The organism is Mesorhizobium escarrei, assembly GCF_935825525.1.
Classification (GTDB): Bacteria; Pseudomonadota; Alphaproteobacteria; order Rhizobiales; family Rhizobiaceae; genus Mesorhizobium; species Mesorhizobium escarrei.
In genome coordinates this window covers 34,678-46,728 of record NZ_CAKXZT010000148.1, presented here as the reverse complement: position 1 = coordinate 46,728, position 12,051 = coordinate 34,678, and the positions used below count along the sequence as shown (strand labels likewise).

Sequence of the window (12,051 nt, the reverse complement as noted above, 5' to 3'; positions counted from 1 at the left end):
CAGCGCTGGCGGCCGGGCAGAAGATCCAGCGGATCGCCGTCGCCTATGAGGCGGCCGGCGATGGCTTCTGGCTGGCGCGCTGGCTGCGGGCGCGCGGCATCGAGGCTTACGCCATCCACCCCGCCAGCGTTGCGGTGTCGCGCGAGCACCGCCGCGCCAAGACCGATCGTCTCGACACCGAGATGCAACGTGCCTCGCGGCGTCGTCCGGGTCTTCTTCTGAGGCGATTCTTACGGGGAATGTCCCACCGTGAACAGCACCTGCTGTAACACGCCGGAATTGCTGAAAACCTGTACGCTTCGCGGACGAGCCTTTTGCGGCGCCCGCAAGTGAGCAATTTCGGGCACTTGAGAATGAAGTCCGGTGTGCTAGCCTTTTTCTACCGAAACGGATGTGGAGGCAGGTTTGATGCAGGAGTCTCCCGGCATCGCCCGAATGCAGTGGGCGCAGGCCAAGCTCATGCACTATTCCTCCGGCGCCGCGACGTCGGACGCGCCAGGCGACGATTTTCTGGCGGTGACCGATCCGTCCTCGATCAGCCTGGCTTTCGTCGGCCACTGCGAGGCCTTTCTCGGCAACGGAGGTACGGCGCAGACCTATCGGATATTTCCGGGCAGCGTCATGCTTTGCGGGGGCGAGCCGCTTCGTTGGCTAGGCGGGACCGGAACGGGAGCGAGCGACTACATAGAGATCACGGCAAGCGCCGATTTCCGGCGCGGGATCGCCGACGAACTGCGGGTGCCAGGACATGCCGATCTCGATGACATGCACGGCTGGGACGACCCGGTCGTCTGGGCGATCGCGACACGCTTCCGGTCTGCCGCCCGCAGCGCCGTCTCGCTCGACGATCTCGAACGCGATCTGCTGCTGCGGCGTCTCTATGCACGCGTGCTGAAAACGAGGTTTGGCGGCCGCGACGCCTCGCGCGGACACGGCCGCCTGGACGAGACCCGGATCAACCGTGTTGTCGACTTCGTCGAGGCGCATCTCAAGGACCGCCTGACGATAGCGAGCCTCGCCGACGTCGCGGCGCTGAGCCCCTTCCATTTCGTCCGCGCGTTCGGGCGTTCGTTCGGCATGACGCCGCACCGCTACGTAAAGGCCCGCAGGTTCGAGCTGGCGCGCAAACTACTGGTGGTTGGCCTCAAGCCGCGAAGCGTGGCCGAGCACATCGGATATGAGAGCTTCAGCCATTTCCGGAACGGATACCGCGCCCATTTCGGGATCAGCTACGAGGACGACGCAAATCTGCATGGCCGCAACAATGCGACTCTGAACTGAGACGACCGCCGGCCTGAAGCGCCAGCGAGGGAAAAATCTAGCACAGAAGTCCAAGGGAGACGGTGATGAGCCCGATCGAAATCACTCGGCGTGCGTTGTTGGAAGGAACGGCTGCGACGGCAATGATCACGGCCCTTCCCGATCACGGTGCTTCTGCACAACAAACCCCTACTGGCGGGGCGGGAGAATCCGAGCTCATGGTACGGTTGCAGATCAACGGCAAAACCCATTCCCTCGACCTCGACATAAGGTCGACGCTTGTCGACACGCTGCGCGAACGGCTCGGGCTGACGGGCACGAAGAAGGGCTGCGACCGCGGCGAATGCGGCGCCTGCACCGTGCATATCGAAGGGCGCCGTGTGCTCGCCTGCATGACGCTTGCTGCCGCGGCCGAAGGCAAGGAAATCACCACGATCGAGGGCCTAGCCGACGGCGACACGCTGCATCCGGTGCAGTCCGCCTTCATCGGGCATGACGCCTTCCAGTGCGGCTTCTGCACCTCGGGGCAGATCATGTCGGCGGTGGCCTGCATTCGCGAAGGCCATGCCGGCACAGAAGCCGACATCCGCGAATTCATGAGCGGCAATCTCTGCCGCTGCTCCGCCTATCCGCAGATCGTGGCCGCCGTGAAATCGGCCGCGCAAATCCAGGGGATTTGATAATGCAGAGTTTTACCTATGCGCGTGCGTCAGCGCTTCCCGACGTCTTGGCAGCGATCTCGCAGCCCGGCGGGATTATCCTTGCTGGCGGCACCGAACTGTTGAACTGGATGAAGGAAGGCATCGTCGCGCCCGAGCGGCTGGTCGACATCAACGGCATTTCCGGCCTCGACCGGATCGAAACCGCCGACCGAGGGCTGAGGATCGGCGCGCTCGCCCGCATGAGCGACGTCGCCGGGCATGAAGCGGTCGCTCGGGACTATCCTGTGATCGCAGAGGCGCTTCTGAAAAGCGCCTCGCAGCAGATCCGCAACATGGCTTCGATGGGCGGCAATTTGATGCAGCGGACACGCTGCCCCTATTTTCGCGCCGAGATAGAACTGCCCTGCAACAAGCGCCGTCCAGGCAGCGGTTGCTCCGCGCTCGCGGGCGAAGACCGCGGCATGGCGATTTTCGGCTGGAGCGAAGCCTGTCTTGCAACCCACCCCTCCGATGTTGCCGTGGCGCTCGCCGCACTCGACGCGGTGGTGCAAGTAGCAAGCTCGCACGGCGCCCGCGATATCCCGTTTCTGGACTTCCATCGCCTTCCGGATGACGCGCCGGAGCGTGAGACTGTCCTCGAACCCGGCGAAGTGATCACGGCGATCGAGGTGCCGGCCTCGCCCGCCGCGCGTCGCTCGCATTATCTGAAGATCCGCGAGCGCGCCTCATACGAGTTCGCGCTCGTTTCGGCGGCGGTCGGCCTCGAACTCGAAGGCAGCGAGATCAGCGATGTCCGTATCGCGCTGGGCGGCATGGCCGCCAAGCCGTGGCGCCTCTCCGCCGCCGAGCAGGCACTGCATGGTATCGCCATATCGGACGCGGCCGCGTTGCGCCGGGCGGTGGACGGCGCTTTCGGCGACGCCCGCCCGCGCCGTCACAATGGTTTCAAGGTCGAACTGGTCAAGCGCGCGATCGTGCGCGCGCTGCAGACCGCAGGAGACATCGCATGAGCATCGGACAAGCAATCAGCCGCCTCGACGGCTCGCGGAAGGTCACCGGACGGGCGAAATACACCGCGGACGTCGAGGTCGAGGGCGCGCTGCACGCCGTCCTCGTGCCGAGCACGGTCCCGAGCGGCACGATTGCGGCGATAGACGCAGCGCCAGCGGAAGACGCACCCGGCGTGGTGCGCGTCTTCACCCATCTGAACACACCGAAACTCGCCGAGATGACCAATCCGCCCGCCGGTCAGACGATCATGCCTTTGCAGGGCGACCGCATCTTCTATGAGGGACAGCCAGTGGCGATGGTCATTGCGGATACTCTGGAAAGGGCGACCGAAGCTGCCAGACGCGTCCAGGTCACGTATCGGAACGAGCCGTTCGCGACGGACTTCATCGCCGGCCTCGACAGAGCGGAAGCGCGCCCGCTCTTCGGCCTTCCGCCCGATTCCAGTGTGGGCGACATCGAGGCCGCATTGTCCGGCACCAATGTGCGGGTCGAGAGCGTCTACGGCACTGCCGACCGGCATCACAACCCCATGGAGCCAGCGGCCGTCACCGCCCTCTGGCAGGACGGCCGGCTGGAAGTTTATGACGCGGTGCAGGGCGTCGTCGACACGCGCAACACGCTTGCACTGGCGCTGCAGATGGAGCCGCAGAACATACGCGTGCGAAACGACTTCGTCGGCGGCGGCTTCGGCTGCAAGGGCTGGCTGTGGCCGCACGAGGTCCTCGCAGCCTTGGCTGCGCGGGAGCTTTCACGTCCCGTCAAGCTGGTGCTAACGCGTGCGCAATCCTATACGAGCCACGGCTACCAGCCGGCATCGCGCCAAACGGTGACGCTCGCCGCCCGCTCCGACGGCGCGCTGACGGGAATACGTCATCAGAGCGTGCTCGCCGGCTCGCTCTCCGGCGACCATGTCGAGCCGTCCGGCTGGGGCACGCCAGCGCTCTATGCCAGCCCGGCAACCCAGGCGACCCACCGCGTGGTGCGCCTCAACCGGGGCAACCCGACGCCGATGCGCGCGCCGCTCGAAGGCGTCGGGCTAATCGCCGTCGAGATCGCCATGGACGAACTCGCCTACGAGCTCGGCATCGACCCGCTCGCACTCCGGCTAAGGAACTACACCGAAATCGACCCGGCCGAGGGCAAGCCGTTCTCGTCGAAGAAACTGCGTGAGTGTTATGCGGAAGGCGCGCGCCGCTTCGGCTGGTCCAGCCGCACGGTTGAGCCTCGCTCGATGCGCGACGGCCGCAACCTGATAGGCCAGGGCATGGCGACCGCCCTGTTCCGGACGTTCCGCAGCCCGGCCAAGGTGCGGATCGGCCTCGATCAAAGCGGAGAAGTGCTGATCGAGACCAGCACGCAGGAGATCGGCACGGGCGTCTATACCATCTTCCCGCAAATTGCTGCCGACGTGCTGCAGATGCCGGTTGAGCGGGTGAGCCTGTCGCTCGGCGACACCAACCTGCCGGAATCGCCGATGAACGCCGGCTCTCGGGCAACGTTGAGCACCGGCTCGGCCGTGCAGGACGCCGCGGCAAAGCTGAAGGCGAAGCTCGCAGAGGCCGGGGCGACGACGCCAGACGGCTATGCCGAAGCGGTCGCGAGACAGGGGGTTGACAGGATCGAGGCCGAAGGCGACTGGACGCCGCCGGAGGAAGCGACCCACGCCATGTACAGCTTCGGCGCAATCTTTGCGGAGGTCGGCGTCGACGAGGACATCCCGATCCCGCGCGTTCGCCGTGTCGTCGGTGTCTACAACGCCGGCAGGATTATCAACCCGAAGACCGCGCGTAGCCAGATGACCGGAGGCGTCGTCTGGGGCATCGGCCAGGCGCTGCTCGAAAAATCCGAGATGGATCAGCAGCACGGGCGCTTCCTGTCGAAAAACCTTGCTGGCTACCTGGTGCCCGTGAACGCCGACGTGCCTGAGATCGACGTCTCCTTCGTCGACGATTTCGACGAGCACGTCGGCCCGCTCGGCGCACGCGGCATTGGCGAACTCGGCGCAATCGGCGTTGGCGCGGCGATAGCCAACGCGGTTTTCCACGCAACGGGAATTCGCGTGCGCGAAGTTCCGATCCGACCCGAGCATCTGCTAGCGATGGCGCAGTCCAGCTATTAGCGCGGCCTGTTTATCCAAGCGGGTTGTGGCGATGCCAAGTAGCTTCAGCCTGTCGAAGCGCGAAGCCGATATCGCCATCGGGCTCTCCTGTCCGCCCTACGGCCGCCTCCCCGCTCGCAAGCTCACCGCCCGGCATCCACATTGCCCGCGACAGAGAAGCCCTTTGTGCAAACCTCACCAGTCGAAGACCTCCCTCGCCGTCCCTTCATCAGCTACATCGAGGACCTGATCTTTGCACCGAAGTTGGGACTACATTCCTTCGATCTCTAAGGCGATTACGTCGCGCTTGCGCAAGCGCCGGCGACTAGCTTCGTCGGATAGGCACGAGCCGGCAGCATAAGGTGCCCAATGAGGCCAAACGGACACTCAGTCGTAGGAACGAATATGGAAGAGAAGGAGAACTTTCGTGTGCAGTTTTTCCACACGATGCCAATAACTGTTTGATTCTATTTCACTTGTTTGCCTCCATGCCTCTGTCGGCGGCCGCACCCTCCAGCAAATTTCCACCACATCCCAGAACTAACGATCGCTTCATCGGGATTGGCTGATAGCTTCGGCACGTCTTGGCCTGACATGACTGCGGGAGGATGCCCCCTTGAGAATGAGATATCTGCTAGCAGCCTCACTCGTTGTGGCGATCGTTTTGACGCTCAGATGGGAATGGCGGGAGCCCCATCATTTCGAGGATGAGGTCATGCGAGCCGCGCTGGCGGAGGAAGTTCGCCGGGACGACACCCGTTGCCCGCTCAGCAGCAAAGCTGTGGAGCAGGCTCGGCCATGGGTTCTTGCAGCCTGCGCGGCAGGCGGGCTCGGCTGGCATGAGGCAGCGGCGAAATATGGCGACGATGCAGCCAGAGTGTTCCTCGTCTATGGCGAGGATGCGGATTTCGTGGAGGTTTTCGACCGTCTCGGCCATCCGGTCGTGCCGGTGATTGCTTATTTCGTGAAGAATGGATCGTCGCAGTACTTGTTGCAGGAAACCGTCGGTCAGAGCCTCTCGAGCCTGTGGGACGACCGCCAGGTGGGATTCGGCCTCGCCGAGATTTCGCCGGAGCAATATGGGCTTATTGCCATTCACGAGCTCAAGGATCGCGGGCATGAGATGCTGTCGGAGTTCGAGATTGTTGACGGAACAGCAGTCCGCAGACAGTTCACCCGCACACTGCTTGGTGCGAAGAACATAGTCCTGGGCGGCGTTTCCGATCTGGAAGGGGTGATCACCCGCGGCGAGCGGCTTCCGACTTGGGGCGAGATGGGTTGGGCGGCCTTCGATGCGGTAATCGTCGTCGGGGGGGTGGGCGCCGCAGCCAAGGCATTGCGCGTTGCGAGGGCACCGGTGGCCGCGGCTGGTCGCGGAACGGTGCGGATAGCAAATCTGAGGGCTGCTGGCAAAGGTGTGTTCCAATCGCTTTCCGCCGTCGGTACCGCAGCCGGTGTCGCCGCTGTCGTCGCACTTCCTTATGTGGCGATCACGCGACCTCACCTTCTGACAAACGCGGCCGGTTGGATAGCCGAGCAAGCAGGTCTCCCGGCCTGGCTCGGCGCCTTTGCGGCCTACCTTATACTCTGTCTTGTCCTCGCTTTTCTGCTGAGGATGGTTCTGGCGCCGCTGGCCTGGACGCTGCGGACGTTGAGCAAGATCGTTGGACGACTCGCCGGTGCCGGCGGTGTCCGATCCGCGGCAGCCTAAATCCCGCGTACAGCGTCAATGGCAGGTTACAAATGGTGGAAAGCTAACCCTTCAGTCATTGGAGTCGCGATCTTGAATACCTTCAGGGTTTTAGGGGAGATTAAGCCGATGATAAAAGCAGATACTCCGTTCGCCCTTATGCTGGACATGCATGCCGTGGTCTTAGGCGTTCCAGCGCTTATTCTTCTGTCATCAGCCGCGATCGTTGCATTGATACGCCCTTGGCACTTTTCTTATCGGTCGGCTTGGCTTGCAAACTGGCTTCAGGAGTTGGCATCATGGCTGTCGCAGTTGTGCTCGCACAGGGAGCATTTCTTCTCGGCTTTGGCACGCTTAGAGGATCCACGCTATCGTTCTCACTTCGTCTGTAAACCCTACTTTTGAGTCCGCAAATGGGTCGGGCGCCGAATGGCAGCTTAATTGGTGCTTCGTCACGGAGAACGAACATGACGTAATCGCGGGAGCGGTGGCCACCAAAGCTGTGGGCGGCGATGTTCGGAGCTCTAGCCGGCTGGCTGTCCCCCGATAGGATGAAGAACGGGCTCACGATGAAGAACGGGCTCACGATGGACACCGGGCCCAGGCATCGAACGGAGGACAGCCATGGAGCAGTATATCGGTCTCGACGGTGCGCCGTGACGGCGCGGGAGGTGAACATGGAATAGCCACCTCTCAAGCTTGCTGGTTTTCGACCGGCGGCTGTAATGCCGCCCCGCCCGCAGGAGCAGCGGGCGGAAGGGTGCCGAGAAGCCCGGCCGGGCGTCGCCGGTTGGGTGTCATAAGCAGATCGGCCTGAACTGTACCGGGTGCGGACCATCGGCCGCAGGCCGGGCTACCGCAATGTCTATGGCGAGATAACGAAGTGAGCGCTGGAAGCCTCGGATTCAACCGGTAACGCCTCCAAGTCGCGCGATGGCGTGGGAGGTAAGAAGCGATCAGACGCGGTGGGGCTCGTCTATCCTCACTGCAGGGCGCGGACAACGCGTTCGAGACGGGGAAAGCTCTCATTGCCCTGTCTTCCGCATCGCCTGGGGTAAAGCTCACCGCCTAAGGGCATGAAGGTTGGAAATCGGAACACGGGAACTTGGACTGTCTGCCCAGCATGGAACTGGGCTCGCCGCGACGGCCGGAGATGGACGGCACCAAGGGCGGAGCTTCCGTAGTAGTCGGAGCGCGGGAAAGCCGTGCACAGGGCGAAGGGAAGCAGGAAGACGGTAGACTTGCATGACGGAGGAGTGATCTGTGGACATGGATCCCGAAGACGCGTGGCGGGACATGTGGGGTTGGGTCACCGACCTGCGCGTGTTGCGTCACGCCTGGCAGCGCGTAGTCTCCAATCGAGGCCGACGCACGGCTGGGATCGACGGGATGACCGTGGGCCGCATCCGGAATGGGATCGGTGAGCAACGCTTCCTCGAAGGGCTTCAGGCCGAATTGCGCTCCGGCGCATATCGACCCAGCCCTGCGCGGCGCAAGCTCATCCCCAAGGCCGGTAAACCAGGGCAATTCCGGCCCCTGGGCATTCCCACGATCAAGGATCGCGTCGTTCAAGGCGCGGTCAAAACACTTCTGGAGCCGATCTTCGAGGCGCAGTTTTGGCATGTCTCCTATGGGTTTCGACCCGGACGGAGTACGCATGGCGCCTTGGAGCACATCCGACGAGCTGCCTTGCCGCATAAACGCGACAAGGACACACGTCGGAACCGGATGCCGTATCCATGGGTCATAGAGGGCGACATTAAGGGCTGCTTCGATAATTTAAGTCATCATCATCTGTTAGAGCGGCTGCGCCAGCGCGTGGCTGACCGGCGGGTGACGAGGCTGGTCGGGCAGTTCCTGAAAGCCGGTGTTTTGTCGGAGGAGCAGTTCCTTCGCACAGACGCCGGCACGCCTCAGGGCGGGATTCTCTCACCGCTGCTCGCCAATATCGCGCTCAGCGCGATCGAAGAGCGGTATGAACAGTGGGTGTATCAACGCACCAAGGCCCATGCCGACCGCAAATGTGACGGGAGGACCGCGGTAGGCAGAGCGCGCTACTGGGATCGCATGGCTGGTCGCTGTGCGTTTCTGCCGGTGCGCTACGCCGATGACTTCGTGGTGCTGGTGTCTGGCACACGGGAGGATGCCATCGCGGAGAAGGCCGCGCTGGCGGACTACCTGCATCAGACCATGGGCCTTGAGTTGTCGCCGGAAAAGACGAAGGTCACAGCCATGACGGAGGGGTTCGAATTCCTCGGATTCCGCTTCATCATGCATTGGGACAAGCGCTACGGCTATGGCCCGCGCATTGAGATTCCCAAAGCAAAGGCTGCCAACCTGCGTCGAAAGGTCAAGGCACGTACGGGAACGAGTTCCACCCCGTGCAGTCTGGCCTCCAAGCTTCAGGAGCTCAATCCCATCCTGCGTGGGTGGGCGAACTACTACCGCCACTGCGCTTATGCTGGTCGGATGTTCACCAGTCTCGACTGGTACGTCGGCATGAGGATAGCGCGATGGCTGCGGAAGAAACGCCCCAAAGCGCGGTCGCGTGACATCTGGGCCTCATGCCAGCCCAGTGGTCGACGGCCAACGAGACGGCTTTGGCGCGAGGGAATGGTCGAGCAGCATATGCTCGCCTGGACCCCCGTTTGCCGCTTCCGTCTCGCATGGATGGATACGCCTGACTTTGCCATGTCTTCTGGAGAGCTGGGTGCGTAACGAAAGGCGCATGCCCGGTTCGGGGAGAGGCGGTGAGAAACCGGCCGCTGAAAGGGCGGCGCGGCGCTTACCGCCTACTCTACTATCCATGAAAGAGACGGCAATTTCGATCCGGCAGGACGGCAAAAGGATGTGGCGGGGCAAGTGCGCGTCCGACCCGCAACTACTCGCGGCGCTGATCCGCAAGCGCGCACCCGATGTGCGGCGGGTGGTATTCGAGACGGGGCCGCTGTCGGTGTGGTTCTACCATGCGCTGATGGCAGAGGGGCTGCCGGTGATCTGCATCGACGCGCGGCATGCCAAGGCCGCGCTCGACATGGCCGCGAACAAGACCGATGCGAACGATGCCGATGGCCTGGCACATCTGGCCGAGGTCGGCTTCTACCGAGAGGTTCGGGTCAAAGGTTTCGACAGCATGCTGATCCGCACGCTGATCACCGCGCGGCGCCAGCTTCTCAAGATGCGTTTGCAGATATCCAACCAAATCCGCGGATTGATGAAGACGTTCGGCCTTGTCGTGCCCAAGGGCGCCGGCAGCGTGTTCGAGCGCAACGTTCACGATCTTCTGCAGGGCCAAGCAAAGCTGGCGCGCATCGTCGTGCCAATGCTTCGGGCATGGAGTGATATTCGATACCAGATAGCAGAGCTGAGCAAGCAACTGGCCGCGATGGCTCGTGAAGACCAGCACTGCCGTCTGCTCATGTCGGTGCCCGGTGTCGGCACCGTCACAGCCACCGCCTTTGCCGCGGCCGTGGAGGATCCGGCGAACTTCAGAAACTCGCGCGCCGTGGGCGCATGGGTAGGCCTGACCCCGAGACGCTACCAGTCCGGCGAAGTCGATAATGACGGCCATATCTCGCGCCGTGGCGACAATCAGTTGCGCGGACTGCTATACGAAGCGGCCGCGGTCATCCTGAACCGGTCGACGGATACCAGCACCCTGCGAACCTGGGCGTTGGAGCTCAAAGAACGGCTCGGCTTCAAACGAGCCGCCGTGGCCCTGGCGCGCAAGCTGGCAGTGATCATGCATGCGATGCTCCGGACGGGCGAGCTGTTCGATCCGCACGGAGGAACGCCCGCCGCTGCCTGATCCTGCAGACGCTCGACTACGACGATTTCTTCAGGCCATTCAACCAATAGCGTTCTTACAGGACGCACCGAGCCGTCCCTGCCGGGACGTGGCTGAGATCATTCCGCGAAGCGGGAAGCAACTGCCATCGTTTAGCAGATTGCGCAACGAACATAGGAAGATCTCACCTGCGAAACTCATCCTGCGGCGATCAGCTTTGCATCGACCGCGTAGACGACCCTGTACCCGGCATACGAACGAACGAGCATGGACAGAAAGGACGACTGCCTTGCGGGGGCAGAGCATCACAGGCTTCTTCAACAAGGAGTGTGACCATGCCCCATCCGGTTCTCGATGCACCGTCAGCCCGCTGCGCCAACGGAGCCACAAATGCTAATCATCGATACTACCGCCACTATCCTGGTGGAATAGGCGAGCGCGGCCGGCACAGGACCCAGAGCCTAACGGCCGCGTAGAACATTGTGGGGGATGTGAAGAAAAGCTCAGGCCCCGCTAAACGCCAGGCCCGAGCTGCGGCTAAGGGTACACTAGAACTTGCTGTTCTCGTCGTAGAACTTGACGGCGTTGTCCTTGGTGATAATCGGCGACGGCAGCGCTGTCTCCTTCTCCGGCGAGCCGCCGGCGACAATCGCAATGGCGCGGTTGAAGCCGGCGCGGCCGATCTGGTCGGACGAATTGCGGCCGGTTGCGCCGTAGTTGCTGCCCTCGCGCATGATCTCCTTGAGCGTGCCCATCTCGCCGTCGACCGACGTTATGAAGATCTGCTCGGCTTTGCCGGCGTCGCCGATTGCCTTCTGCGCGCCGAGGCACATGGAGTCGTTCTCGCAGAAGACCGCATTGAGGTCGTCGTTCTTGGAGAGCAGGTCTTCCATCTGCGTGAAGCCGCCGTCGGCACTCCACTCGCCCCAGCCCGGCGCCACGACGGCCTGGATCTCAGTGCCCTGGAACTTCGACTGAACGCCTTCCGAACGGTTCGATCCGATCGTGTTGTCGGCGGGGCCCCCACGGATGACCGCCACCTTGCCCTTGCCGTTCAGGCGCTTGACGATGTAATCGCCGATACCCTCGCCGATGGCGCGGTTGTCCGGGCCGACCCAGGCGGTGTAATCGCCACCCTTGAGCAGCCGGTCAACCATGACGATCGGCACGCCCGCCTGGTTGATCGCCTCAAGCGCGGCGGGGGCCGCTTCTATCCAGGCACCGGAGATGATGAAGACATTGACATTCTGGTTGAGCAGATCCTCGACATCAGAGGTCAGCTTGGCAACGTCGCCCTTGGCGTCGGTCGACAAAACCTTGACGTTCGAGAAATGGCTCGCCTCATCCTTCACGGCGGCGTCCATGCCAACGAAATAGGCGCAGCAGAGCGACAGGTTCACCATGCCGACCTTGATCTCCTTGTCCTGCGCTAAAGCCGGTGAGGAACCAAGCGCCGCGCAGGCGAGGCCCACCAGCGCGGCGTTTCTGAATTTCCCGAATAGTGTCATTCCATCCTCCCTTGATGAGCCGGCCCACGCCGGCG

At 62.9% G+C, this 12,051-nt stretch carries 9 protein-coding genes and 1 pseudogene; 9 read left to right on the top strand and 1 reads right to left on the bottom strand.

Annotated elements, in window-relative coordinates; genetic code table 11:
• The 9 genes and pseudogenes from NMG80_RS25680 to NMG80_RS25640 form a co-directional block, all read left to right on the top strand.
• Nucleotides 1–185: pseudogene (locus tag NMG80_RS25680) on the top strand (IS110 family RNA-guided transposase); the annotation flags it as partial.
• Between the two features lie 223 nt (nucleotides 186–408).
• On the top strand, nucleotides 409–1,281 hold the full coding sequence (locus NMG80_RS25675) for an AraC family transcriptional regulator (RefSeq protein ID WP_254020697.1): 873 nt from the start codon (nucleotides 409–411) through the stop codon (nucleotides 1,279–1,281).
• A gap of 197 nt (nucleotides 1,282–1,478) precedes the next feature.
• Nucleotides 1,479–1,940, top strand: coding sequence for a (2Fe-2S)-binding protein (locus tag NMG80_RS25670; protein ID WP_254020696.1), 462 nt, complete (start codon nucleotides 1,479–1,481; stop codon nucleotides 1,938–1,940).
• A gap of 2 nt (nucleotides 1,941–1,942) precedes the next feature.
• Complete coding sequence (locus tag NMG80_RS25665; RefSeq protein ID WP_254020695.1) at nucleotides 1,943–2,932, top strand: FAD binding domain-containing protein; 990 nt, start codon at nucleotides 1,943–1,945, stop codon at nucleotides 2,930–2,932.
• Nucleotides 2,929–5,052 (top strand): xanthine dehydrogenase family protein molybdopterin-binding subunit, encoded by a 2,124-nt coding sequence (locus NMG80_RS25660; RefSeq protein WP_254020694.1) that lies wholly within the window; start codon nucleotides 2,929–2,931, stop codon nucleotides 5,050–5,052. Before NMG80_RS25665 ends, NMG80_RS25660 begins: the two co-directional genes overlap by 4 nt.
• A gap of 601 nt (nucleotides 5,053–5,653) precedes the next feature.
• Nucleotides 5,654–6,742 (top strand): hypothetical protein, encoded by a 1,089-nt coding sequence (locus tag NMG80_RS25655; protein WP_254020693.1) that lies wholly within the window; start codon nucleotides 5,654–5,656, stop codon nucleotides 6,740–6,742.
• Between the two features lie 72 nt (nucleotides 6,743–6,814).
• Complete coding sequence (locus NMG80_RS25650; protein WP_254020692.1) at nucleotides 6,815–7,126, top strand: hypothetical protein; 312 nt, start codon at nucleotides 6,815–6,817, stop codon at nucleotides 7,124–7,126.
• An 864-nt stretch (nucleotides 7,127–7,990) separates the two neighbouring features.
• Complete coding sequence (ltrA, locus tag NMG80_RS25645) at nucleotides 7,991–9,439, top strand: group II intron reverse transcriptase/maturase (RefSeq protein WP_254020691.1); 1,449 nt, start codon at nucleotides 7,991–7,993, stop codon at nucleotides 9,437–9,439.
• A gap of 88 nt (nucleotides 9,440–9,527) precedes the next feature.
• Nucleotides 9,528–10,529 (top strand): IS110 family RNA-guided transposase, encoded by a 1,002-nt coding sequence (locus tag NMG80_RS25640; protein WP_254020690.1) that lies wholly within the window; start codon nucleotides 9,528–9,530, stop codon nucleotides 10,527–10,529.
• 527 nt (nucleotides 10,530–11,056) lie between these two features.
• Here NMG80_RS25640 and NMG80_RS25635 read toward each other — a convergent pair.
• Entirely contained in the window at nucleotides 11,057–12,016 is a 960-nt protein-coding gene (locus NMG80_RS25635; protein ID WP_254020689.1) for a substrate-binding domain-containing protein, read from the bottom strand.
• Nucleotides 12,017–12,051: the final 35 nt, after the last annotated feature.